This is a genomic window from Actinacidiphila oryziradicis (genome assembly GCF_005047355.1).
GTDB classification, from domain to species: domain Bacteria; phylum Actinomycetota; class Actinomycetes; order Streptomycetales; family Streptomycetaceae; genus Actinacidiphila; species Actinacidiphila oryziradicis.
The window spans coordinates 21704-46140 of sequence record NZ_SUMC01000026.1; the positions used below are offsets into that span (position 1 = coordinate 21704).

General features: G+C 69.5%; 23 protein-coding genes and 1 pseudogene. 9 read left to right on the forward strand and 15 right to left on the reverse strand.

Annotated elements, in window-relative coordinates:
- Window positions 1-12: 12 nt before the first annotated feature.
- Window positions 13-1344: an ABC transporter substrate-binding protein gene (locus FCI23_RS25215; RefSeq protein ID WP_136726218.1), complete on the reverse strand. Its 1332-nt coding sequence runs from the start codon at window positions 1342-1344 to the stop codon at window positions 13-15.
- A gap of 293 nt (window positions 1345-1637) precedes the next feature.
- On the opposite strand from FCI23_RS25215, the gene FCI23_RS25220 reads away from it, so the two are divergent.
- A complete protein-coding gene (locus FCI23_RS25220) occupies window positions 1638-2669 on the forward strand; it encodes a LacI family DNA-binding transcriptional regulator (protein ID WP_136726219.1) in 1032 nt (343 codons plus the stop codon).
- A gap of 221 nt (window positions 2670-2890) precedes the next feature.
- On the forward strand, window positions 2891-4507 hold the full coding sequence (locus tag FCI23_RS25225; protein WP_246143973.1) for a glycoside hydrolase family 43 protein: 1617 nt from the start codon (window positions 2891-2893) through the stop codon (window positions 4505-4507).
- Here FCI23_RS25225 and FCI23_RS25230 read toward each other — a convergent pair.
- Complete coding sequence (locus FCI23_RS25230; protein WP_211265470.1) at window positions 4492-4665, reverse strand: hypothetical protein; 174 nt, start codon at window positions 4663-4665, stop codon at window positions 4492-4494. The two genes, FCI23_RS25225 and FCI23_RS25230, sit on opposite strands and share 16 nt — an antisense overlap.
- 503 nt (window positions 4666-5168) lie before the next feature.
- Here FCI23_RS25230 and FCI23_RS25235 point away from each other — a divergent pair.
- The 4 genes from FCI23_RS25235 (at window position 5169) to FCI23_RS25250 (ending at window position 9236) form a co-directional block, all read left to right on the forward strand.
- A complete protein-coding gene (locus FCI23_RS25235; protein ID WP_136726221.1) occupies window positions 5169-6407 on the forward strand; it encodes an alginate lyase family protein in 1239 nt (412 codons plus the stop codon).
- 299 nt (window positions 6408-6706) lie between these two features.
- Window positions 6707-7723, forward strand: coding sequence for an RICIN domain-containing protein (locus tag FCI23_RS25240; protein WP_246143982.1), 1017 nt, complete (start codon window positions 6707-6709; stop codon window positions 7721-7723).
- 63 nt (window positions 7724-7786) lie between these two features.
- Window positions 7787-7984 (forward strand): hypothetical protein, encoded by a 198-nt coding sequence (locus FCI23_RS25245; protein WP_136726222.1) that lies wholly within the window; start codon window positions 7787-7789, stop codon window positions 7982-7984.
- 214 nt (window positions 7985-8198) lie between these two features.
- Complete coding sequence (locus FCI23_RS25250) at window positions 8199-9236, forward strand: NADPH:quinone reductase (protein WP_322973892.1); 1038 nt, start codon at window positions 8199-8201, stop codon at window positions 9234-9236.
- A 191-nt stretch (window positions 9237-9427) separates the two neighbouring features.
- On the opposite strand, the gene hxlB is transcribed toward FCI23_RS25250, so the two are convergent.
- The 9 genes from hxlB to FCI23_RS25295 form a co-directional block, all read right to left on the reverse strand.
- Complete coding sequence (hxlB, locus tag FCI23_RS25255; RefSeq protein WP_169316936.1) at window positions 9428-9961, reverse strand: 6-phospho-3-hexuloisomerase; 534 nt, start codon at window positions 9959-9961, stop codon at window positions 9428-9430.
- An 11-nt stretch (window positions 9962-9972) separates the two neighbouring features.
- Window positions 9973-11007, reverse strand: coding sequence for a zinc-dependent alcohol dehydrogenase (locus FCI23_RS25260; protein ID WP_136726224.1), 1035 nt, complete (start codon window positions 11005-11007; stop codon window positions 9973-9975).
- Window positions 11008-11059: 52 nt separating this feature from the next.
- Window positions 11060-11827 carry an SDR family NAD(P)-dependent oxidoreductase gene (locus tag FCI23_RS25265; RefSeq protein WP_136726225.1) on the reverse strand — a complete coding sequence of 256 codons (768 nt, stop codon included), beginning with the start codon at window positions 11825-11827 and terminating at the stop codon, window positions 11060-11062.
- Window positions 11827-12855 carry an NAD(P)-dependent alcohol dehydrogenase gene (locus FCI23_RS25270; protein ID WP_211265471.1) on the reverse strand — a complete coding sequence of 343 codons (1029 nt, stop codon included), beginning with the start codon at window positions 12853-12855 and terminating at the stop codon, window positions 11827-11829. The genes FCI23_RS25265 and FCI23_RS25270 overlap by 1 nt, the downstream gene beginning before the upstream one ends.
- 2 nt (window positions 12856-12857) lie before the next feature.
- Entirely contained in the window at window positions 12858-13571 is a 714-nt protein-coding gene (locus tag FCI23_RS25275) for a beta/alpha barrel domain-containing protein (protein WP_136726227.1), read from the reverse strand.
- Window positions 13568-15064, reverse strand: a complete 1497-nt coding sequence (xylB, locus tag FCI23_RS25280) for a xylulokinase (RefSeq protein WP_136726228.1) — start codon at window positions 15062-15064, stop codon at window positions 13568-13570. Before xylB ends, FCI23_RS25275 begins: the two co-directional genes overlap by 4 nt.
- 102 nt (window positions 15065-15166) lie before the next feature.
- Window positions 15167-16195 carry an ABC transporter substrate-binding protein gene (locus tag FCI23_RS25285; protein ID WP_136726229.1) on the reverse strand — a complete coding sequence of 343 codons (1029 nt, stop codon included), beginning with the start codon at window positions 16193-16195 and terminating at the stop codon, window positions 15167-15169.
- A gap of 93 nt (window positions 16196-16288) precedes the next feature.
- The gene (locus FCI23_RS25290) at window positions 16289-17344 is read right to left on the reverse strand and encodes an ABC transporter permease (protein WP_136726230.1); all 1056 of its coding nucleotides are present in this window, start codon (window positions 17342-17344) and stop codon (window positions 16289-16291) included.
- Window positions 17341-18129 (reverse strand): ATP-binding cassette domain-containing protein, encoded by a 789-nt coding sequence (locus FCI23_RS25295; protein ID WP_136726231.1) that lies wholly within the window; start codon window positions 18127-18129, stop codon window positions 17341-17343. The genes FCI23_RS25290 and FCI23_RS25295 overlap by 4 nt, the downstream gene beginning before the upstream one ends.
- A gap of 257 nt (window positions 18130-18386) precedes the next feature.
- On the opposite strand from FCI23_RS25295, the gene FCI23_RS25300 reads away from it, so the two are divergent.
- On the forward strand, window positions 18387-19331 hold the full coding sequence (locus tag FCI23_RS25300; RefSeq protein ID WP_169316937.1) for a sugar-binding transcriptional regulator: 945 nt from the start codon (window positions 18387-18389) through the stop codon (window positions 19329-19331).
- 125 nt (window positions 19332-19456) lie between these two features.
- Here the strand turns inward: FCI23_RS25300 and FCI23_RS25305 are convergent, their stop codons facing one another.
- The 3 genes and pseudogenes from FCI23_RS25305 to FCI23_RS25315 form a co-directional block, all read right to left on the reverse strand.
- Window positions 19457-20356: a bifunctional helix-turn-helix transcriptional regulator/GNAT family N-acetyltransferase gene (locus FCI23_RS25305; RefSeq protein WP_136726233.1), complete on the reverse strand. Its 900-nt coding sequence runs from the start codon at window positions 20354-20356 to the stop codon at window positions 19457-19459.
- Between the two features lie 416 nt (window positions 20357-20772).
- Window positions 20773-21006 (reverse strand): hypothetical protein, encoded by a 234-nt coding sequence (locus FCI23_RS25310; RefSeq protein WP_136726234.1) that lies wholly within the window; start codon window positions 21004-21006, stop codon window positions 20773-20775.
- 301 nt (window positions 21007-21307) lie between these two features.
- Window positions 21308-22531, reverse strand: a pseudogene (locus tag FCI23_RS25315) (histidine kinase).
- Window positions 22532-22663: 132 nt separating this feature from the next.
- Between FCI23_RS25315 and FCI23_RS25320 the strand changes: the two are divergent.
- Window positions 22664-23083: a hypothetical protein gene (locus FCI23_RS25320; protein WP_136726235.1), complete on the forward strand. Its 420-nt coding sequence runs from the start codon at window positions 22664-22666 to the stop codon at window positions 23081-23083.
- Window positions 23084-23267: 184 nt separating this feature from the next.
- On the opposite strand, the gene FCI23_RS25325 is transcribed toward FCI23_RS25320, so the two are convergent.
- Window positions 23268-23822 carry a DeoR/GlpR family DNA-binding transcription regulator gene (locus FCI23_RS25325; protein ID WP_136726236.1) on the reverse strand — a complete coding sequence of 185 codons (555 nt, stop codon included), beginning with the start codon at window positions 23820-23822 and terminating at the stop codon, window positions 23268-23270.
- A gap of 105 nt (window positions 23823-23927) precedes the next feature.
- On the opposite strand from FCI23_RS25325, the gene FCI23_RS25330 reads away from it, so the two are divergent.
- Entirely contained in the window at window positions 23928-24428 is a 501-nt protein-coding gene (locus FCI23_RS25330) for an ABC transporter substrate-binding protein (protein ID WP_211265472.1), read from the forward strand.
- Window positions 24429-24437 lie beyond the last annotated feature (9 nt).

A 24437-nucleotide genomic window follows, 5' to 3' on the forward strand; every position in this document is an offset into this window, starting at 1 on the left:
GCAGAGGTGTCATCAGCTCTTGACGCTGATGCCGCGGGTCTTGAGATCGTCGACCGTCCACTTCTGCATGTGCTGAAGGAGCTGGACCACGGTCTGCTGCTTGGTCAGCACCTTGGCCCAGCCGCCGGCCATCTCCGTGTACATGGCGGTCCAGTCCGGGCCGAAGGTCCAGTCCTTGACGATCGTGGGAATGCTGTTCACGATGACCGGCTTGGCGGCGGCGGTGTGCTTGCCGAGCAGCTTGCTGGTGATCAGCCCGTCGAGGTAGGGCGAGGCGTCGGCGATGGCCGGGTAGAACGCGGAGCCGGTGGCGGGATTCGACATGATCTTCACGGCGGTGGAGTTGGTGGACATCCAGTTCGCCGCCTCGGCGGCCTGCTGCCGGTTCTGGCACTGCTCCGTGACGACGGTGACGCCGCCGGAGTTGTTGGTGCCCGCCGGGATGGCCGGGCTCTCACCGTCGAACGCCGGCCATGGGGCCAGCGCCCACTGGCCGTTGGACTTGGTGAAGTTCTTCACCATGCCGGACATCTGCCAGGTGGAGATCTGCCGGGTGACCGCCCCGCCGTTGTCGTAGTTGCGCTGGACCGCGGCGTAGTCGGCGAAGGAGACGCTGGAATTCAGGTTGCTGTCGACGATCTGCTGGATGACGTTCGCGGCCTTCAGCGAACCGGGGTCCAGTAAGTTCACCTTCCAGCTGTCGCCGTCGATGGCGTACCAGTGGGCGCCGGCCTGCATCGCCATGGTCTCCAGGGTGGAGGGGTCCTCACCCGCGTAGTTGGTGATGTGGATGCCGTGCTTCGCCAGGACCTTGCCGGCCGCGACGAACTCGTTCCAGGTGGTGGGGACCTTGAGCTTGTACTTGTCGAAGATGTCGGCCCGGTAGACGGTGAACGCGGGCGCGGCGCTGGTGGGCGCCCCGTAGACCTTGCCCTGGATGGTGGCCTCTGCGTACGCCGACTCGTTGTAGCCGGACTTGTGCGGGCTGATCCATTGGGTGATGTCCGCGACGATGCGCTCGGACGCCAGGGTGGTGAGCTGTTCCGCGCTGGTCTGCATGAGGCATGGCGCGTTCCCGGCCTTGGCCGCGTTGCGCAGGGTGGTGATCGGGTCGGTGCCGGTCAGCCTGGTGTACTTCAGCTTGACAGTGGCGTGGCTCGCGTTCCAGGCGTTGACCACTGCCTGCTGGCCGTCCTGAGCTCCCCAGTAGGTCAGGGTGACCGGCTTGGCGGCGCTGCCGCTCGGGCTGCCGGACGCGCTGTCCGAGCCGCCGCACGCGGTGAGAGCTCCGGACACGCCGAGCGCCACGCACAGCGCCAGCGCTCTCTTCCCGGAATTGGGCATGGTGCCCCCTTTATCGACAGGTGTGGTTGCGCCGGCCCGGGGTCGCGGCACCGCTCCCGATGCGGTGCCGGCGTCCGGTCGGCAGTTCAGTTTTCGGATAGGTGCGGATTATCGCTATAGACAGCGCTGTAGAAAGAATGCTTCGGTTACTTGGGCTCTCCTGCGGGAAAGCGCTTGTCAACGTAGGATCCGCATCCAGCAGCGTCAATGATTGGGACCGGTTTTGGCGAAAGGTCGAAACTTTCGGGACGCGGACTCGGATCCCACCGGGTCCTGTCGGATAGGGAGGAATCATGGAACAAAAGGCGAACGGGCCGACGCTGGCCCAGGTCGCCTTCGAGGCCGGGGTCTCCGTGCCAACGGTTTCGAAAGTGCTCAACGGCCGCGAGGACGTCGCGGCGCAGACCCGGCAGCATGTCGACCGGGTTCTGCAGCGGATGGGGTACCGGCACAGGCGGCCGACCCTCTCGTCGAAGAAGCGTCAGTCGCTGACGGTCGATCTGGTCGTCCACTCGCTGGAGTCCACGTGGACCTCGGCCGTCCTCGCCGGCGCCGAGGCGGCGGCCCAGGAGGCCGATCTGCATCTGAACGTGAACGCGATGTTGGGAAGGGCCCGGCACACCCGGACCGCGCGCGGATGGCTTGATCGCATCGCCCTGCGCGGCACCGCCGGAGTGATCACCAACCTGGCCCATGTCTCGGGCTCGGAACTCGCGTGGTTCGAACAGCATGCGATCCCCTACGTCATGATCGACCCGAGTACCGTGCCGCCCCCGGAGACCTACTGGGTCACCGCCACCAATTGGGAGGGCGGCCGCGACGCCGTCCAGCATCTGCTGGACCTGGGCCACCGGCGGATCGCCGTCATCGCCGGCAGACAGCATCGGCACTGCAGCCAACTGCGCCTGGAGGGCTACCGCTCCGCCATGCGGGCGGCCCATGTGCGCATCGGCAGCGGCTTCATCAAGTACGGCGGATTCGACCTGGACAGTGCGGCGGCCAGGATGGACGAGCTCCTCGACCTGCCGAAGCCGCCCACCGCCGTGTTCGTCTGCTCGGACATGATGGCCCTGGGAGCGCTGCGCACCATTCAGGCCCGGGGCCTGGACGTACCCGGCGTCATCAGCGTGGTCGGCTTTGACGACCTGCCCGAGTCGCGTTGGTCGTCACCCCAACTCACCACCGTCCGACAGCCGTTGGCCGAGATGGGCGCCACGGCGGTGCGCACCCTGGTACGGATCATGAACGGTGACCGGCCCGACAGTCGTCGCACGGAGCTGTCCACCCGCTTGATCCTGCGCTCCAGCACGGCGGCAGGGCGTTAGCGCGCCCCGGGCGGTCTTGTCGCCGGCCCGGCATGCTGCCTACGATCCACGGACGGATCAAGAAAGGCGTCCCTGCCCATGGGGATCCCGACCCCACTGGGCTGCGCTCGGTGGCGACGGACGCCGGCGATGCTTCAGGCGCATGGGTTCCCGCGCGCTCGGTTTGTCCTGCGGACCATCGATCCGGCTCAACGCCGGTTCCGACGCCTGGAGATCCTCGCGTGACCGCGATCATCCACAATCCCGTGCTCTCCGGCTTCCACCCCGATCCCTCCATCCTCCGGGTCGGTCCGGACTACTACCTGGCGACTTCCACGTTCGAGTGGATGCCCGGCGTGACGCTGCACCATTCCACGGACCTGCTCCGCTGGGAGCCGCTGGGAGGGGCGCTCGGCACGACCCGGCTGCTCGACATGGTCGGCACGGTCGACTCCGGCGGGGTCTGGGCCCCGTGCCTGTCCTACGCCGACGGCCTGTTCCACCTGGTGTACACGCACATGGTGCACAACGTCGGCCCGTACCGGGATCTGCGCAACTACGTGGTGACCTCACCTTCCCCGACCGGCCCCTGGTCCGATCCGGTCCCGCTGCACAACCGGGGCTTCGACCCCTCCTTCTTCCACGAGGACGGCCGCACCTGGCTGCTCGCGATGCAGCACGACCACCGGCCGGGGCGTGACTCTTTCGCCGGAATCACCCTCCAGGAGTGGTCCCGGGAGCATCGCCGGCTCATCGGCCCGGTCCGCCGCATCCTGGGCGGCACCGGAAGGGGCTGCACCGAGGGACCCCACCTGTACCGCCGCGACGGCTGGTACCTGCTGCTCGTGGCCGATGGCGGCACCGGCGCCAGTCACGGCGCCGCCGTCGCCCGCAGCCGATGCCTCGAAGGGCCCTACGAACTCCATCCGGAACCCCTGATCACCACACGGGACGACGAGCGGCATCCGCTTCAGAAAGCGGGCCACGGGTGCCTGGTGGACACGCCCGACGGCGAGTGGTTCATGGCGTACCTCTGCTCACGCCCGCTGCCCGGCACCGGTCGCAGCGTGCTGGGCCGCGAAACCGCCCTGCACCGGGTGGAGTGGACCGAGGACGGCTGGCCGAGGATTCCCGGCGGCCGCCCCGCCCTGACCATCCCGGCCCCGGCCTCGACACGGCCGGGCGATCCGGTGGAGGCGTGCCGTTACCGGTTCCGCGAGGACTTCACGCAGCCGCGCGGCAACGGGAGTGCCGCGCTGAATCCGCGCTTCCTGACGCTCCGCCTGCCCCCCGACAGCAGCTGGCTGGATCTGCGTGCCCGCCCGGGGCACCTGCGGCTGCGTGGCCAGGAGTCCCTTGCCTCGCCCTACCGGCAGAGCATGGTCGCGCACCGCCAGACGGCGACGCGCTGCGGCGTCCGCACACTGGTGGACTTCCGGCCGTCGGCACCGCAGCAGATGGCGGGGCTGACGCACTTCTACAACACCAAGCTCTGGCACTACCTCCACCTCACCTGGGACGAGGTGCACGGGCGGGTGCTCCGCCTGGGCAGCCTGGACTTCCAGACGTACACCGAGAGCGCCACCGTGCCGGTGGCCGGCGACGCTCCGGTGCACCTGCGGGTGGACATCGACGGCCCGGCCGTACGTTTCGCCTGGTCCCTCGACGGCGATCGGTGGGAGCCGATCGGGCCGGAACTCGACGGCTCCCTGCTCTCCGACGAGTACGCCACCCGGACGGTCCGGGACCGGATCACCAACTGGGGCTTCACCGGATCCGTGGTCGGTCTCGCCGCCCAGGACCTCACGGGCGGCGGCCTGTCAGCCGATTTCGACTTCTTCGACTACACCGAGGCGTAGCGAGGGGGCCGCCGCCGCAGGGCGGCGGCGGCCCAGCGGCACCGAGCGGAGAAGTTCCGCTGCCAGCGGTGCTCGGCCGGCAGTGCGAACTGCTCGGCCGTCAGGGGCGGCTCGTCGCCGACCGCCGCGTTTCGCTCCACGTTGCCGATGCTGCGCATTCCCGCGATGACCGGAGACCACCGTCTCCTACCGTGCCCACCCGCTCGTGAGCCCGCTGATCCGGGCCTTGGCCGTACGACGCTCCGTCCACGCCCGCCGGCCTGACCGTCAGCGGCGCCTCGGGGCCCGCGATCCAGCGGGCGAAGAGGCTGAAGACGTAGGACGCGCCAGCCTCGGTCGTGCGCGGCGGTACGGAGGTGACCGCGCCCGCCACCGAGTTCCACCTGTTCCCAGGCGGTCAGGGAGTGCCGGCGGGCGGCCTCCCCGCGGCGACACTCCACTGCGGTTCTGTGAGGCGGCAGGGCAAGGTTTCCCGGTTGTTTCGAAAGTGCGTCGACCTTCTTGACGCACCTTCGCGGCGGCAACAAGCTCTGGCCACTTGCCTGGTCCCCCACCGGCATGAAGTGACCTACGAGGGGACCTCCATAGGCCAGGACACGGTCCCAGGCTTCGGTGACGCCCCCATTACGATCCCCCACTCTCAGAACGGAGATCCACCGCTATGAGCCGCACGAACGCACACCCGATCAGCCGCCGCGGTCTGCTGCGCACAGCCGGCGGCCTCGCCGCCGCAGGGGCCCTTGGCAGCACCGCCACGGCGCTCACCGGCGGAACCGCGAGCGCCGCGCCCGCCACCTTCGCCCACCCCGGCATGCTGCACTCCTCCGGCGACATCAACCGCGCGAAGGTCCGGGTCGCCGCGGGCAACGACCCCTGGCTGTCCGGCTGGAACCGGCTGACCGCCAACTCCCACTCCCAGTCCACCTGGAAGGCCAACCCCAAGGCCACCATCATCCGTGGTGGCACCGGCGAGAACTACGGAACCCTCTACAACGACCTCCACGCCGCCTACCAGAACGCGCTGCGCTGGAAGGTCGCCGGCACCACCGCGAACGGCGACTGCGCCCGTGACATCCTCAACGCCTGGTCGGCCACCCTCACCACGGTCACCGGCAACGCCGACCGGTTCCTCGCCGCCGGAATCTACGGGTGGCAGTTCGCCAACGCCGCCGAGCTGATGCGCGGCTACAGCGGCTTCGACCTCGCGCGTTTCCAGCAGATGATGCTGAACGTGTTCTACCCGCTCAACAACGACTTCCTGGTCAACCACAACGGGGCCTGCATCACCAATTACTGGGCCAACTGGGACCTGTGCAACATGGCGTCCATCATGGCCATCGGCATCCTCTGCGACGACGGCGCCAAGTACGACCAGGCCGTGAACTACTTCAAGAACGGCGCGGGCAACGGCTCGATCGCGCACGCCGTCCCGTTCCTCTACGGCAACGTGGCCGGCTACGACCTCGGCCAGTGGCAGGAGTCCGGCCGCGACCAGGGCCACACCACCATGGGCATGGGCCAGATGGGCGCGATCTGCGAGATGGCCTGGAGCCAGGGCACCGACCTGTACAGCTACGACAGCCGGCGATTCATGAAGGCCGCCCAGTACGTCGCCAAGTACAACCTGGGCAACGACGTCCCCTACACGACGTACAGCTGGGGCACCGGCCAGAGCTGTGCGTACAGCGAGCAGACCGTGATCTCCTCCGACTCCCGAGGGCAGGCCCGTCCGGTGTGGGACATGATCTACTACCACTACGCCCGGCGCCTGTACCTGGACGTCCCGTACCTCGCTTCCATCGGTGCGAACGGCCGCCCGGAGGGCGGTGGCGGCGACTACGGGACCACCAGCGGCGGCTTCGACCAGCTCGGTTTCGGCACCCTGATGTACGCCAAGTAAGCCCAGCCTGAACCCGCTCCGGGTCACCGCGTGCCGGTGGCCCGGACCGGGCATGTGGGCGCTCAGGATCGCTTACAGCTGCACCTCACCGCCACCAGTGGCCGGCCCGCGGTCCAACTGTCCGAACTCGCCATCTACCGACCTGTACCGCGCCCCCACCGTCCAGCAGGACGCCCGAAGACAGAGAAAGTAGAGAGACGAAAATGCCCCGTCAGCACGGCACTTCCGGCGGCACCCGGCAGACTGGGAGAACGCAGCCCAACGGTCCGTCCCCGCTGGCCATTCGCCGGCCGGTGAGTATGCCCGAGGTGGCCGGGCAGCCTGATGCCGGTCTGGCCCCGCGCGTTCGGGCCGCCGTGGCCGTTCCGCCGCAGGAGACCCGGCCGGAGCAGGAAGGCCCCGAGAGCCCCGCGATCCCCGAGACCTCGTCGCGTTCCGGACGCGAGGAGGATCGGGAGACACCGCCGCAGGCACCGTCGGCAGCCCATGAGGAGCCCGCCGCGGCCAGCACCAGCACCATGGGCGTGGACGAAGCGGGGGAGGCGCCTCCAGGCAGTGGTACGGCCGAGTCCGAGGGAAAGCAGCCGCCCTCGGGCGGACGGAAGAAGCTGGTGCTGGCCGCCGCTGTCATCGCCGGGGCGATATTGATCACGGTCCCGTTCCTGCTGTCGGCACACTCCGACGGCAAGCCGTCCCGCCCCGTCCGGGCGGCCGCCGTGGCTGGCACGCCGCTGGGGACGGGCAGTTCCGGCGGTCCGGCCGGCGGCCACACCTCCGTCTCCCCCTCGGCGTCACCGTCGCCCAAGCACAGCGGCGCCGCGAAGAAGCCCGCGTCGCACAAACCGGCAGCGGCACTCCAGCCGACCCCGTCGCATGCTGAGACGGCCACGGCGAAAGCCAAGACCGGGGCCGGGACATCGGGCGGATCCGCCACGCCGGCCGCCCCGGCTGCCCACGCCCTGGTGGTCGCCGCCTCAGGGGAGTGCCTCAGCCGCGGTGCCGGGACCGAAGGGATACAGCTGTTCCAGGACACGTGCAACGGCTCCGCGGACCAGCAGTGGAAGATCGCTTCGGGCGAGACCATCCGCTCATCGGGGAAATGCATGACCGTGGCCGGGGGAGCGACCGACGACCGCACCGAGATCCAACTGTCCGGCTGCGACGGCAGCGCCAGCCAGCAGTTCCACCTCAACGGTACGGAACTGCTGGCTGATCAGTCGCAGAAATGCGTCGACATCTTCGGGGGCGCGTCCGGGACTGTGGCGGTCCTCATGGGATGCAACGGGAGAGACAACCAAACGTGGACGCTTCGATGACCGCCAGAGATCTTTGGACCTCTTGACGCCGTATGCCGTCAGTCGGTCGACGTCGACTTCGCCGTGCTCATCGACACCAAACCGGTCCACCGGCTCACCCGCGTCGCAGGCATCGGCCGGCGGATCGATGGCGACCGGATCACCGGCTGGGCCCGCCTGCGCAAGCTGTTCGACGAGATCCAGGCCATCGCCGAGGCCCTGATCGCCATCGTCGGCGCCTTCCCCGAGCGGGCCTGGCAGTGGCCGGTCCGGACGGGCTGACCAGTGGCCTCACATGGTGCGGGCGGCTGGGCCACTGGTCCGGTTCACCCGTGTCGCCGGCCACCGGCCCGACCGACTACCACGACTACAAGCTCCCAGCGGGCTGACATTCCCGGGACCTGAGGCGCGGAGCTGCAAACGCGCCCTACCAGGGACGGAGGCTGCCCGGCGAGATGGTTGCCCTGCGCGGGGAAGAAAAGGCGTCGTACGTGCCTTGTACCGGCACATGAAGGCGATCGTCTACACACAGCATGGTGGCACCGGCGTCCTGACACTGGCCGAGTGGCCGGTGCCGGAGCCGGGGGCCGGCGAGGTGAGGGTCCGGGTGCGGGTGTCGGGGGTGAACCCGACGGACTGGAAGACCCGGCAGGGGCTCACGGCCGTGGGAGAGCTCGCGGAGCAGGTGCCGAATCAGGACGGCTCCGGGGTTATCGACGCCGTCGGCGAGGGAGTGAGTCCTGCGCGGGTCGGGGAGCGTGTGTGGCTGTGGCTCGCCGCCTTCGGACGTCCGCACGGCGGGACCGCGCAGGAGTACGTCTTGCTGCCGGAGCGGAACGCGGTCGTGCTGCCCGGCGATGCCTCGTACGAGCTGGGCGCAGCTCTCGGCGTTCCCGCGCTGACCGCACACCGCTGCCTCACCGTCGCCGACGGCGGCCCGGCGCGGCTCGCGCCGGGTACCCTCGAAGGGCGCACGGTGCTCGTTGCCGGGGGAGCTGGAGCCGTCGGCAATGCCGCTATTCAGCTTGCCCGTTGGGCAGGCGCCACCGTCGTTACGACGGTGAGCGGAGCGCGCAAGGCGGAGCTCGCCAAGGCCGCGGGGGCACATCACGTCGTGAACTACCGCGACGAGGACGCCGCACAGCAGATCCGCGAGCTCGTACCGGATGGCGTCGGCATCGTCGTGGAGGTCTCCCCGGCCGTCAACGCCGGACTGGACGTGGCGGTTGCCGCGCCCAACGCCGTTGTCGCCTTCTACGCCAACAACGGCGGCGACGCCATCACGCTGCCTGTCCGAGCCTCCATGGCGCCCAACCTGCGATGGCAGGGCGTGCTGCTCTACACCGTGCCCGACGACGCTGTCGCGAACGGCATCGCCGATGTCTCGGCTGCTGTCGCCGAGGGTGCGCTGCGGGTGGGGGAGGAGGCGGGACTGCCGCTGCACCGATACCCGCTGGACAGGACCGGGGAGGCGCACGCCGCCGTCGAGGGAAACACCGTGGGCAAGGTGCTGGTCGAGGTGTCGGCGGACTGAGGAGTGCCGGGAAGGCGAGCGCCCCGCTGCACGGTCCCGGCGGGCCAGGCGCTGACGGGGCCCTCCAGCACGTCCGCGGTAGCCGCGCCGCCGACCAGGGGCTGGCGACCTGCTCGCGCAGCCGTTCCGGCTCAGCCTGTTCAATGGGACGGACGGCGTGGCCGCAATCACCGGCCCGCCGCCCGTCCGGGTCACTGCATGTTGGTGTGCCGGGCCTGCATGCGTGCGTGCTCACCTTCGCGGCCCGCGGCGAGTGCCATGACCACGGCGTCGAGTACGAGTAGCGATCCCTGCTCGAAGAGGCTGCCGCTGAACTGCGCGGTGTCCCGGCTCGGTACACACAACACGACGTCGGCGAGTTTCGCGAGGCTGCTCGACGGATGGGCGGTCACCGCGAGTGTGCGTGCTCCGTGTTCTTTCGCCCGGCGGACGTAGTGCAGGGACACTGGTGTCTCGCCCGAGCCCGATACGACGATCAGTCCGTCCCCCGCTTCCACCGAGGGCGCCGTCGCCTCGCCCAGGACATGTACGTCCTGGCCGAGGTGCATGAGCCGCATCGCCGTCATCGACGCCACCAGGCCCGATCTGCCCTGTCCGGTCGCGAACCAGCGCCGTCCCGGGGTGAGGAGTTCCGTCACGGCGGCGCCGAACGAGGTCTCGTCGACGTTGTCGAGCAGGTCACCCACCTCCCGGGCGACCGCCAGCCAGGTCTTGGCTCCGTCCATCGGTCTCGCCATCAGGACCCGGCCACGGTGATGAGCACTTTGACCTGTTCCGGGTCGCGCGAGGCGGCGAACGCCTTGTCCGCGTCGTGGAGTGGGAAGGTGGCCGTCACGAACTCCGCGATGTCCACCACGCCGGCGCCGATCAGGGAGATCGCCTCGATGAAGTTGTCGGCGACATACATGAGGCTGCCCACCAGCCGGATCTCCCGGTCCTGGATCAGGTCGACACGTACCGGGGTGGTGCCCGCCGCACCCACGCCGACGACCACGACGGTGCCGCCCTTGGTCACCAGATCGACGGCCTGTGCCAGCGAAGGCCCCCGGGACACGCAGTCGAAGACCACGTCCGCGGGGCCGTGGAGTGTCTCGCCGGACCGCTCCGCGAGGTCGGCGGAATCGGCCGGGAACGCCGCGTCCGCCCCGAGCCGCAGGGCGCGGGCGCGCTTGCTCTCGAGCAGATCGGTGACGACGACCTTTGACGCGCCCCGGTGCTTGGCGGCCACCAGCAGGAGCAGCCCGATCGGGCCGGCGCCGAGGATCGCCACCGTACGCCCGCGCAGGTCACCGGACTTGGCAAGGGCGCCGAGCGGGGTGGCCAGCGGTTCGATCAGCGCTGCCTGGGTGTCCGTCATCGCGTCGGGCAGGACATGGACCCGGCCGGCGGGGATGGTGAACAGCTCCGCGAGCCCGCCGGGCGTCTGGCAGCCGAACACCTCCAGCTTCCGGCAGATGTTGTAGCGGCCCGCCCGGCACTGGGCGCACTCGCCGCAGTACAGATTGGGCTCCACGACGATCCGGTCGCCGACGGCCACCGCGGCGACACCGTCGCCGGTGGCTGTGACGACGCCCACGACCTCGTGGCCGGGGCGGTAGGGCAGATCGATGAACGGGTGCTTGCCGAGCGCCGCGTGCATGTCCGAGCCGCACACTCCGACGACCGTGCTCCGTACGAGCACCTCGCCGGGACCAGCCACGGGGGCCGGGACCCGCTCCAGCGTCACATCGTCCAGACCTGCCACGACCACACGGCTGATCTGTCGCGTCATTGCTCTCTTCTCTCTTCTGGTGCCGTCGGTTGTCCCGCGTGTGCGGGCCGGCCTAATAGACCGTGTATCCGCCGTCGGCGACCACGACCGAGCCGGTGATGAACGACGCCGCGTCACTGGCGAGGAAGACGACGGCCGGCGCGATCTCCTCGGGGAGCGCATAGCGCTGCTGCGGCGCGTCCTCGATCCAGAAGCGCCGCAGGTCGGGCCGGTCCACCGGGGCCATCTCCGTCTTCACATAACCGGGGGCGACCGCGTTGACCCGGATACCGGCGGGTGCCCACTCCGCCGCGAGGGACTTCGTCAGATGGTGTACGGCGGCCTTCGACGCGTTGTAGGCATGCTGCCACTGGGGCCGGTTGATGATGAGCCCGGAGATGGAGCCGATATTGACGATGGAGCCGAAGCCCGCGTCCGTCATATGGCTGCCCGCGGCGAGGCTGCACTTCCACAGCGCGCGGACGTTGAGGTCGAAGACCTGTGACCACTCGTCATCGGTGGCGTGCCAGGAATCGTTGTGAAAGCAGGTGCCCGCGTTATTGACGAGGATGTCCAGTCCACCGAGCGCGGCGATCGCCTCGGCGGTCATCCGGGTGACATCGTCGTCGTCGGTGATGTCGGCGGTGATCGGGACAAAGGTGAGTCCCTGCTCGGCCGCCTCCGCGACGGCGAGCGCGTTGCGTTCCGCGTCCCGGGCCGCGATGGCCACCTGGGCGCCGGCCTGGGCGAGCGCGGTGGCGAAGGCGAGGCCGAGGCCCCGGTTCCCGCCGGTCACGAGGGCCTTGCGGCCGTTGAGCTTGAAGGTGTCCAGAACGCTCATCAGAGCACCACGATGGTCTTGAGGCTGCCGGGCGTCCGGTCCGCGTTGAGTGCCTTCTCGGCGTCTTCCAGAGAGAAGCGACCGGTGACGAGGCTGTCGAGGTCCACCTGTCCGGAGGCCACGAGCTGGGCCGCTACGGGCCAGGTGTCCGTGTAGCGGAACACCCCGGTGATGATGAGTTCCCTGCTCTGGATCAACGGGATGGGAAGCGCGATCTCGTCCGCTCCCATGCCCACGAGTACGACGACACCGCCGCCGCGTACGGCCCCGATACCGCTGACCACGGCGGGGGTCGCGCCGGACGCGTCGATGAAGGCGTCCACGCCCAGATCGCGCACACTCTCCGCGACCGGGTCGATCGTACGGGTGGCGCCGAAGCGTGCCACGAGGGCCCGGCGGTCGGCCACCGGGTCGGACACGATGATCTCGGTGGCGCCGAACGCCTTCGCCGCCTGGGCCGCGATGACACCGATCGGTCCGGCTCCGGCGATCAGCACCCGGGAACCGGGCACGATACGGGCCTTGCGCGCCGCCCAGATGCCGACGGAAAGCGGTTCGAGGAGGGCGGCCGCCTCGTCCGAGAGGGAGTCGGGCACCGGGTGGGCGAAGTCGGCCTGGATGGTGACGTATTCGCAGAAGGCGCCGTCGATGGGCGGCGTGGCGTAGAACTCCATGTGCGGACAGAGGTTGTAGCTGCCCGCCTTGCACTGGCGGCACACCCGGCACGGCCGCTGCGGCTCGATGGCGACGCGTTCGCCGATCCGCCCGGTGTCGACGTCCGCGCCGACGGCGACGATCCGGCCCGAGACCTCGTGGCCGAGGACGAGCGGCTTGTCGACCACGAAGTCGCCGATCCGGCCCTCGCGGTAGTAGTGGACATCGGAGCCGCAGACTCCGACGGCCGCGACGCGGACCAGTACTTCGTCCGGCCGGACCGCCGGGACGGGGCGCTCCTCGACGGCGATCTCACCGACGCCGCTGAGCACACTCGCCCGCATCGTCTCGGGAACCTCTGGTGTATGAGACATGGTCATCTTCCTTTCGGTGTGCGACCGGTGGGAGTGGAGGAAGCGGAGCCGGGTGAGCCGGCGGCGGCGGACGACGAGGACGAGAGCAGGGCCCGGCCGGAGACGACATAGCTCGCGCCCGCGCTGAGGCAGGCGCCGAGGTTGGCCGCGTCCACCCCGCCGTCGACCCCGGAGGGCAGGCCAGGTCCCGTCTGCCCGGCCCTGGCGGCCAGCGCCGGGTCGGCGGCGCCGGTACTGCCGGGTTCGATCAGCATGACCAGCAGGCCGTCGATCGTCTCGAAGCACGGCCGGACCTCGGCGAAATCCGTGCCGGGCGCCACCGCGAGCCAGGCCGCGGCTCCCGAGGAACGGATCCGCCGGGCGATGTCTGCCACGGCGTCCAGGTCCGGGCAGGACTCGAACGGGAAGGTGATGCGGTTGACCTTCTGGGCGCAGATCTCGCTGATCAGTCCGTCGAGTTCGGGGGCGATGACATGGACGTCCAGCGGTCCGATCCCGCGCTCGGAGAGGGTCCGTACGAGGGAGAGGTCGACGCCCCAGTGGGTGAGATCGTCCATGATCACGTCGGCGTGGATCCACAGGCTCGCGTGGACGAGGTGCTCGGCGGTGGCCAGCCGGTCCGCCTCGGCGACGGCGTAGATACTGCCCGCGAGGGTGGCCCCGGGGTGGCGGGCGATCTCCGCGAGGATGGCGGGGTTCAGCGTCGGGTACCTCACGCTGTCGTCCCGGGGGAATCTGTGGCGGGGGTGTCGAGCGCGTCCCAGCCTGCCAGGACCGCGTAACGGTCGGCGGCCGTTTCGCGCACGGTCCCGGAGCCGGGGCGCGGGGTGGCGACCGACCGGGTCGCCGGGGCCCAGGCCCGCAGGACTTCCCGTACCGGCCGGTCCGACGCGATGGCGGCGGCCTGGACGCAGGCGCCGCGAGCCGATGCCTCCGGGGCGTCGGCGACCAGCACCTCACGGCCGGTCAGATCGGCCAGAAGCTGGGTGTACGCGGCGGAGCGCGCGCCTCCGCCGGTCGCGATGAGACGGCCGCCGGTCCTGACACCGGCGGCATTGAGCTGGCGCTCACCGGAGACCAGTCCAAGGATCACGCCCTCGAAAGCCGCCCGCGCGATGTCCTCCCGATCGGTCGCGGAGGTCAGACCGGACAGAATCCCCTGGGCGCCGGGACGGTTGGGCTTGCGCTCGCCGTCGAGGAACGCCGCGAGGACCAGACCGGAGCCGCCGGCGGCGTCGAGCGCCAGCTTGGCCAGCCCGTCGTGATCGACGCCGAGGATACGGGCGAAGGTGTCGGTGACGCGTGCGGCGTTCAGCGTCGAGACGAGAGGAAGGTAGCCGTCGGTCATATCGGCGACACCGTCGACCATGCCGGTGAGATCAAACACCGGGGTGTCGCTGGTGGTGAAGACGACGCCCGAGGTGCCGAACGTGTACACCACGTCCCCGGGGACGATACCGAGGCCGAGGGCCGCCGCGTGCTGGTCCCCGCCGCCCGGCCCCACGAGGGTGCCGGGCGACAGGTCCAGTTCCGTACTCGCCGTGCCACTGACCGTACCGACGGCCGTCGAGGCGTCGACGACCTCGGGCAGGGCGTCCGCCCAGTCGCGTTCCGCGTCGACATGGACCAGGAATTCGGGCAGGTAGCGGGATTCCGCGGCGCTGTAGTAGCCGGTCCCGGAGGCCTCGGAGCGGTCGGTGACATGGCGTCCCGACAGCTTCCAGGTCAGCCAGTCGTGCGGCAGCAGGACGTGGCGCAGCCGCCGGTAGTGGGCGGGTTCGTTCTCGGCGAGCCAGGCGATCTTGCTGAGGGTGAAGGCGGCGGTCGGCAGGGACCCGACGGCGCGGATCCACTCCGGCGCCCCGATCAGCCGCTTGAGCCGTTCGAGCTGTGGTGCGGAGGTGGTGTCGTTCCACAGCTTCGCCGGCCGTACGACCTGATCGGCGGCGTCCAGGGCGACCAGGCCGTGGCACTGGCCGTCGACCGCGAGCGCGATGATGTCGGTCCTGGACACACCGGCGTCGTTCCTGGCGGTCACGAGCGCGGCTTTGAGCGCTGTCCACCAGGCGGCGGGGTCCTGTTCGCTTCTCGGTGGGAACGCGGGTGGGTGTGGTGCGCTCCCCGAGCCGAGCAGCGAGCCGTCGTGAAGGTCGCGGATCTCGACCTTGCAGGACTGGGTCGAGGAGTCAACTCCAGCGACGACGGGCATGGTGGTTCTCCTAGGCGAAGTGCGATCGCGGTCCGCGCGCGTGGGGGCACACGGTGACGTCAGTGTGACCCGGGCCCGGCGGGACTCGCCGGGCCCCGCGGGTCAACAGGACTTGTAGACGAACGGCGCGACCTTGGGGTCGTCGATGTTCTGCTTGGTGATGGCGGCCAGACCGGTGATCTTGGCCTTGTCCACGGTCGAGCCCTTGCCGAGGGCGACGGCGTACTGCACACCCAGGACACCCATGTCGTACGGGTCCTGCGAGATGATCGCGTCGATGTCCCCGGCGCGCAGGGACTGCACCTGGCTGGGCTGGGCGTCGAAGGCGACGATCTTCACCTTGGAGCGCGCGTTGGCGTTGCGCACACCGACGGGCGCGCCGTCACCGGTGAAGTTGTCCACCGCGAAGACGCCTTTCAGGTCCGGGTTGGCCGCGAGGACGGAGCTGACCTTGGACGCGGTGGCCTGCGCCGAGTGGTCGGCGTACTGCGTGGTCAGCACCGTGATGCCCGGGTGCTTCGCCTTCATCTCGTCGACGAAGCCCTTGACGCGCTCGTCATCGGTGCTGCTGCCCGGCGGCTCGCTCAGCGCGACGACCTTCCCCTTGTCACCGATGAGCTTGGCGATGTTGTCGGCGCCGAGGGCGCCGCCCGCGATGTTGTCGCTGTTGATCTGGCTGGACAGATCGGAGACGTCGCTGAGCTTGGTGTCGACGGTGATGAGGTTGATGCCGGCGGCCTTGGCCTGGTGCATCGGCTGGAACATCGCGGTCTTGTCCGTCGGCGCGATGAGGACGGCCTGCGGCTGCTGGGCGACGACGGAGCTGAGCACCGGCTGCTGGGCGGCGGGGTCGAAGGTGCCGGGCGCGGAATAGGTGTACTTCACGCCGAGCTTCTTCGCCTCGGTCTTGGCGCCGCAGTCGATCGCCGAGTAGAAGGGGCTGTCCTTCACCCCGCCGACGAAGGCGACGCTCTTGACCGCGACCTTGGACGATCCCGCGGACCCCGAGGAGGCGGTGGGGCTCGAACTGCTGCATCCGGCGGCGGTCACGATCAGGCCGAGGGCGCTGAGCGCGATGACTGCCTTCTTCGTACGGGTGGCGCCGGTGAATGGCGCGAACGGCTTGGACATACGACTCTCCTGTGCGGAATCCGGAGTGGAGTGGTGATACGGGCAGGGGGTACGGAAGGCCGGCGGCCGGCTGCCCCGGGAGGGCAGCGCGGGTCAGCCGCGGTTCTGGGTCCCCCTGCGGACCTGGTCGATGAAGACGGCGGCGACCAGCACGGCGCCGACGGCGAAGGTCTGCCAGAACGGTTCGACGCCGAGGATGACGAACCCGCTCTGCAGGGTCACCGGGACGAGGATTCCGATGACGGTGCCGAAGATCGTGGCCACCCCGCCGAAGAGGCTGGTACCTCCGAGGACGGCGCCCGCGATCGTGGTGAGGTTGTCACCGGTGTGGCCCGCGATGGTGGTCGTGGAGAACTGGGCGAGGCTCATCGCGCCCGCCACTCCGGCCAGCGCACCGCTCACGACATAGATGGAGATCAGGTGGCGGCGTACCGGAACGCCCGACCTGAGCGCGCCCTCCGGATTGGAGCCGATGGCCTTCGTCCGGATCCCGTAGATGGTGTGCCACAGCACCAGCCCCGCGCCGGCCGCGACCACCAGGGCGATGACCACGAGCACGGGGACGCCCGCGATGTTCTGGTAGCCGATCGTGTCGGTCATCACCGAGGGCACCGTACGGATGTCGAGGCCGTTGCTGATGATCTGGGCCGCTCCGAGGGCCATACCGAGCGTGCCCAGCGTCGCGATCAGCGCGGGTACCCGCAGATAGGTGATGATGAGCCCGTTGACCAGGCCCCAAAAGGCGCTGGCGACGACACACACCAGCACACCGACGCCAACGGCGCCCCATCCCGCGCTCATGCCTCCCATGGCGCCCATCACCTTCGCGGACACCACGGTGCCGAAGACCAGGACCGACCCGATGGAGAGGTCGATTCCGCCCGTCGCCAGAACGAACGTCTGACCGATGGCGGCGACACCGATCACGGCGGCCGACAGGGCGATGGAGCGGAAGTTGTACGTACCGAGGAAGGTGTCGGGCCGCAGTGCGGAGAAGAGGACGAGCATGAGCAGCAGGATCACGAGCATGCCGATGCTGGGCCGCCCCAGCGCGGCGCGCAGGAAGCGCGGGGCGGCGGCGCCATGTGTCCCACCGGTGCCGTTGGCGATGGTGTCGCCCACCGATGTGTTGTTGCGGAGCAGTGTCATGAGTTCACCTCGGCGGACTTGCCGCTCGTCATTTCCTTCACCAGGTCGGCGACCGTGGCCTCACCGCGGCGGAACGTTGCGACGCGGGTGCCGAGGCGCAGGACCTGGATGGAGTCGGCGACTTCCAGTACGTCCGTCATGTTGTGGCTGATGAGGATGACCCCGATACCGCTGTCGGCGACCCTGCGGATCAGTTCGAGCACACTCTGGGTCTGGGCGACGCCCAGCGCGGCGGTCGGCTCGTCCATCATCACCAGGTGAGATGCCCACATGGCGGCGCGGGCGATGGCGACACTCTGCCGCTGACCGCCGGACAGGGCGGCGACGCGCCCCTTGTGGTCCTTGATCCGGACGTTCAGAGCGTCGAATACCTCCTCCGTCCGGTCGCGCATCCGGCCCCGGTCCACGACGCCGAGCATGCCCAGGACCCCGGAGCGGCGCAGTTCGCGGCCCATGAAGACGTTCTCGTACGGGGTCAGGTCCCCGGCCAGCGCCAGGTCCTGGTAGACGGTCTCGATGCCGTACGCCCGGACATCCTGGGGCGATCCCGGGCGTACGGGCTTCCCGTCGATCAGCAGTTCTCCCTCGTCCGCGGTGTAGACGCCGGACAGCACTTTGACCAGGGAACTCTTGCCGGCGCCGTTGTCCCCGATCAGCGCGGTGACCTCACCGGCTCGCGCCTTGAACTCGGCGCCCCGGAGGGCCTGGACCTGTCCGAAGGCCTTGTGGATGCCCCTCGCTTCCATCACAGGGGCCCGGGTGGCCGTCTTGACATTCTCATTCATGACAATCCACCCCAAGAGTGACAATGAGCGATCGGGCCACGCGGCGCGAATGCTCGGTCGGGGAACTTCATCGGCCCTCTCCCGCTGCTGAATGACGGCACGTACATGTTCACGCCGTAAATGCCGCGTTACGGCCTTATGGCGTGGGGTGTGAGTATCAGACCTCCAGCCCGCCCATGCGTCAAGTAGGATGCCCATATGGGCGGGGGTCAGGGCGGGTGGACTCCGCCGCCGAAGCGTTCAGGAGGGGGAATCCCATGGGTCCAGCCGAACTCCAGCGCGCCACGACGGTCGCGCGCCGGTACTACCTGGAGGACAAGGCCAAGAAGGAGATCGCCGACGAACTCGGCATCTCGCGCTATAAGGTCGCGCGCATCCTCGACGAGTGCCGTAAGCAGGGCATCGTCCGTATCGAGATCGGTGTGCCCACCGCCGTGGACAGTGAGCTGTCCGAGCAGTTGCGCGTCGCGTTCCGGCTCCAGCACGCTCTGGTGGTCAAGGTGACGGCTCCGGACGTTGTGACATTGCGCCGGGAGCTGGGCACCGCCGCCGCCGAGCTGCTCACCGAGATCGTGACCGAGGACGACGTCCTCGGTGTGAGCTGGGGACGCACACTCGACACCATGGCGGGGGCGCTGAGAAGCCTGGCGCCGTGCAGCATTGTGCAGATGACAGGTGTCACCGGGGCGGTCGGCGCCAACACCATTGATCTCGTACGCCAGCTGGCCGCAGTCTCGCGCGGACCCGCCTATCCGATATACGCACCGCTCGTGGTGTCCGACGCCGGTACGGCCAGGGCGCTGTACGAGCAGCCGGGCATCGCCGCCGCCACCTCACGGTTCCCGTCCATCACCAAGGCAGCCGTGGCCATCGGCAGCTGGGGCCCGGACGGGTCGCAGGTTTACGAGGCGATGCCCCCCGCGATGCTCGCCTCGCTGTCCACCACGGACATCGCGGCGGAGGTCTGCTCGATCCTGCTCGCGCAGGACGGCACACCCACGGGAGGGGACATCAGCCGGCTGACGATCAGTATTGACGCCGAGCAGCTGCGCCGGATCCCGGAGGTCATCGCGGTGGCCGGCGGCGCGTCCAAGGCGCGGGCCATCCACAGTGTGCTGCGCGGCGGACTGGCCAACTCCGTGATCACCGACGAGAGCGCGGCGCGGCTTCTCCTTGAGTCGCATGCGCGAATCCAGAAGTAGCCACCGCCCTCCGACCGAGCCCGACCGGGCGTTCGTTACGCACACGCGGCCTGACCTGCCCGGACGTAATAATCCTCATCCATGGTCCGCGACGTGCAGGTTCTCGCGAACGGCCGCCAGGACTCTCATTTCGACGGCGCTGCGGTGATCCGCTTCTCGAACCAGTGGTGGGCGTACGGCTCGTCGTTGAAGGCGGGGATCTCCTGGAAGCCGCAGGAGTGGTACAGGCTGATCGCGGCGGTGAGCGCCTTGTTGGTGTCCAGGCGCACTACGTCGCGGCCGTGCTGGGCGGCCCGCGCCTCCAGCTCGGCCAGGAACCGGCGGCCGAGGCCGAGCCTCCGGGCATGGGGCGCGACCCACATGCGTTTGATCTCGGCCGGGGCGCCGGGCGGCAGCTTCAGACCGGCGCAGCCGACGGGCTCGCCCTGCAGCCGGGCGACCAGGAACAGGCCGTGCGGCGGCCGGAGTTCGCCGGCGTCGGGCAGCAGGCTCCGCGCAGGGTCGAAGCCGGTCTCGAAACGCTCCTGCAGCTCGGTGAAGTAGGACCGCAGGCAGTGCTCGGCGTCGGGGTGGTCCGGGCCGACGGCGTCCAGCGTGACCGTCGCGGCGGTCAGCAACCGGTCGACCTCGGCCATCGCGGCGACCAGCCGGGCGCGCTGGGCGGCATTGAGCGGCTCCAGCAGGGAGCTGGCCAGCTCGTCGCTGCGGCCGTCGAGCATGGCGCGCTCCGCGCGGCCCGCGTCGGTGAGCCGGACGGTGCGCACCCGTCTGTCCCGGGGTTTCGGCTCCACCGTCACCAAGCCGTCGGTCTCCAGGGAGCGCAGCAGCCGGCTGATGTACCCGGAGTCAAGCCCGAGGCGCTCGCGCAGCCGCCGTACGTCCTGGCCCTGCTCGCCGATCTCCCAGACTAGCCGGGCCTCGCCGATGGGCCTGTCGCGGCCCAGGTAGTGGTCGTGGAGCACGCCCACGCGTTCGGTGACGGTGCGGTTGAACCGCCGCACCTGGTCGATCTGCGCCGCATCCATTGTCTGACTCTAGTCAGAGAACCTTGTGCGGGACCAGAGGCGGGCGGTCAACCTTCGTTGATGTCCGTTCTTATGCGACCCAGTCGCTGTTTCATCGAACTCAGTCGAGAGGGACAACTTCCTGATGCGCGAAGATCTGCGGATGGACTTGGATCACCTGCTGGTAGGCCACTGGAGCAGCCTCCCGTCCTCCTACGGGGTCGTGGAAGCCTCTGAGCTGGGATTTCTCAGTGACGGCCGGGGATGGAGCTCATGGTTCGACGTCGATGCGCTGTGCGTCACGCGCTTTGACTGGACGTGTCCGGAACCAGGGGTTGTGGAGCTGCGTACGAAGTGGATCGTGCAGGGAACGCCCAGCGAAGGGGGCGGCTCCTCTACGTTCTCCTCCATGGAGCCGGCTGAGCAGGTGGACGAGGTCAGGCGCCGCAGGCACCGCCCAGCGAGCAGTCTGCCTTGCTACTGCGGGAGTCCGAGCCGACCACCAGGATATTGATCGGGGATCGACCGAAGGCGTCCTTCTTCTCCACTCCTGCACTCTTTGTGGAGATAGCCGCAGTATGAATATTCCCGTTCAACTGGTTGTAAAGATAATAAAGGAAACCGGCTACGACCAGGATAAGCACGGCGGTGGTGCACGCCAGGATCTTCAAACCCCTGTGTCTACGCCTGCGTTGGGCCTACCGTGCAGCCAGACGGCTCCCCGTCGCCCCGCGTCTCGTCCGTCTCCTTCGCGGACCGGCGGTGGGCTGTGGACGCCCCCCGAGGGCCTGTTATGGGTCCATCTGCCATGTTCACATCCTAGAGACGGCGACGCCGAGGAAGGCGCGGGGCTGTTGCTGGGCAGGCGTTAGCAACCCCGGATTGCAGAGTGACTCTCCCATACCGTCAGCACCGGGTTGATACCGGGCATGGCGGTCGTGGCCGCTGCAATCGTGTCGGAGTCCTCGGCGATCACGGAGGGACGACGCACGGCAGCTCCACGGTGATGACGGTCGGGCCCCCGGCGGGGCTGCTGATCGAGAAGGTGCCGTCCACGGAGGCCGCCCGGCGGGCCAGGCCGGCCAGGCCGGAGCCGTGGGCGGGGTCGGCGCCGCCGGGGCCGTCGTCGGCGACGGTGACCCGGAGCGTACCGCCTTGGCCCTCCACGGTGACGTCCGCCCGGGAGGCGTCCGGGGCGTGCTTGGCGATGTTGGCCAGCGCCTCGGAGACGGTGAAGTAGGCGACCGCCTCGATGGTCGGGGCGGCCCGCCGGGGTACGTCGACGCGCAGCCGCACCGGCAGCGGGGCGCGGGCGGCGATGCCGGACAGGGCGGCGTCCAGTCCCCGGTCGTCCAGGACGGCCGGATGCAGGCCGCGTACCAGGTTGTTCAGCTCGTCTATCGCCTCCTTCGCCTCCCGGTGGGCCTGGTCGATGACTTGCCGGGCGTCGTCGGGCAGCTCGGTGAGCGTCGCCCGGGCGATACCGAGGTTCACGGCGAGGGAGACCAGGCGCTGCTGCGCTCCGTCGTGCAGATCCCGCTCGATGCGCCGCCGTTCGGCGTCGGCCGCGTCCACCGCCCCCGCCCGGCTCTCGGTGAGGTCCTCGACCCGGCGAGTGAGCCGCTCGGCGCGGCTGGGGCCCAGCAGGGCGAGGGCGGCGCGGGTGTCGAGCCGCACCAGGACGTGGGTGAGCCACCAGGCGAGGAGCAGGGCGGCGACGCCGGTCGCGTCGATGTACTGGGCCTCCGTCGTGTACCGGAGGAACTTCGGCCGCTGCTCGGGCGGAACCACCCAGATCCACACCAGGGCGGTCCCCGCCGCCGCGCCCCAGCTTCACAGCACGGCGGTGGCGGCCGTTCCGCAGGCCACCAGCGGCCCCACCAGCGCGTGATAGGCGACCTGCCGCCAGGTCGCCCCGTAGCTCAGCCACATCAGCGCTTCCCGCAGGGTGGGCCTGCGCCGGGCGGCGGGCAGCAGGGGGATCTCCACGCCCGCGAGCGACGCGAACCTGCGGCGCTGCAAGGTGGTGAGCGCTCCGGCGGCGAAGATTATGAGCAGCAGGCCGGGCGCTGACCCCTTCCACAGCACCGTCCACAGCAGCGCCGGGACGATCTGCAGCGGTACCCCCGCGGCGTTGAAGGCCGTCTCACGGCGCAAGCGTCGGAGCGCGTCGCGCAGCGCGGTGAGTGGGGCCATGCGCACACGGTAGAGCGCGGGCGGCCGCCCGGACCATGGAGTTGCCTTCAGCCCGGGGGTGTACCCAGCACCACCCCGAGCCGGTTGGAAGGGCTACCGACAAGGGCGGCCGGGACCGGCAGGGTGGACGGCATGACGACGACGCTGCGCTTCGGACGGGCCGCCCGCACGCTGACCGCCGCCGGGGTGGCGATGGTCCCGTGGATCTTCGTGCTGGCGCGGGTGGCCGGCCCGCACCCGGTGGTGAAGACCGGCCTGGCCGTGATGGAGGCCGTCGGCCTGGTCGGCACCGGCCTGTTACTGGCCCGGGGCGACCGGCGGCGGGTCGCCGTGGCCCCGGCCACCGCGGTGCTGCTGGTGGCCGACGCCTGGTTCGGCGTGCTGACCGCCGCGCCCGGAGCGGAGCACACGGCGGTGCTGATGGCCGCCTGCCTCGAACTGCCGCTCGCCGCGCTGTGCACGGCGGTGGCATGGAGCGCCCTGCACGCGCTGTCCCCGCGATCAGGCGGGTCTTTGAGGGCCCTGGCGTGCCATTCTCGAAGGTCGGCATGACCCGCTCCAAGCAAAAGGAGCCTCACCCGAACTCTGAGTTCGACCTCAGCCCTGTAGGTGCCGTAAACCCGTCCGGTGCGTTCCGGCGGGGCCTGCGGACGGTGGCCATCGACGTCACCAGCCTGTACCTGCCGGACAGCGAGCCGATCTCCCCCCCCTCCACGCCAAGCGCAACGACGGGCCGTCAGACGACGATGACCTCCACACCGCCGTCGCGGATTTTCGCGATCGCGTCGCCGGGCGCGTCGGCGTCGGTGATGAAGCAGTCGACGGCGCTGAGCGGGCAGATCCGGGCGAAGGCCCGCGCGTTGAGTTTGCTGCTGTCCGCGACGACGACCTTGCGGGCCCGTTCGGCCATGAGCCGATTGATACGTGCCTCGTCCTCGTCGGCCGCCTTGGCGCCCAGTTCGGGGTCGAAGCCGTCGACGCCGAGCATGGCGTAGTCGAGGTCGATCTGGGCGAGGGTGTCGTAGGCCAATGGGCCGGTGAGCTCGAAGGATTGCAGCCGTGAGACGCCACCGGTCATGACGAGTTTGATGTGCCGGCGGACGGTGAGTTCGCCGGCGATGTTGATGGCGTTGGTGACGATGGTGATCTGCTGGGGCGCCTTCCCGTCGTCGGGGGGCTGGCGTTCGGCAATCGCGCGGGCCACTTCCGTCGTCGTCGTGCCGCCGTTGATGCCGACGACATCGCCGGTGCCGACGAGCGCGGCGGCGGCCCGCCCGATGCGGGTCTTCAATTGAGCGACTGCTTATGAGCACTCTAGGGTCTGATCAACCACGGCGGCGGGGTCTGGTCGATGGTCCGATGAGGTCTTGATCCAGGAGATCCAGGAGAGTGCGAAGTGCGGAGACGAGAGTTGGCGGCGGTGGCGGGGCCCTTGGCGTTGCTCATGTCGGTGGCGGCGTGTTCGAGCGACAAGACGTCGGTCGGCGGTGACGGAAAGGCGTCATTGACCTACGGGGTCTGGGACGTCAACCAGGTACCGGCGAGGAAGAAGATCATCTCCGCGTTCGAGGCGAAGAACCCGAACATCAAGGTGTCAGTGCAACTGACGCCGTACAACCAGTACTTCACGAAGCTTCAGGCCGCGGCGACCGGTGGACAGGCCCCGGACGTATTCTGGATGAACGGCCCGAACTTCCAGCTCTACGCGTCCAACGGAGTCATCAAGCCGCTGACCGACCTGAAGCCGGACACGTCGGTGCACCCCGGCGCGTATCCGACCGCGTCCTGGACATGGAGCGACTTCGACAAGGCCCGCCTCCGAGCGGGCCGGGGAGCCGTAACGCCGGCACGCCACACTCACCGGCCGCGCCGCCACACCACGCACTACCACGCATAGAAGGAGCCC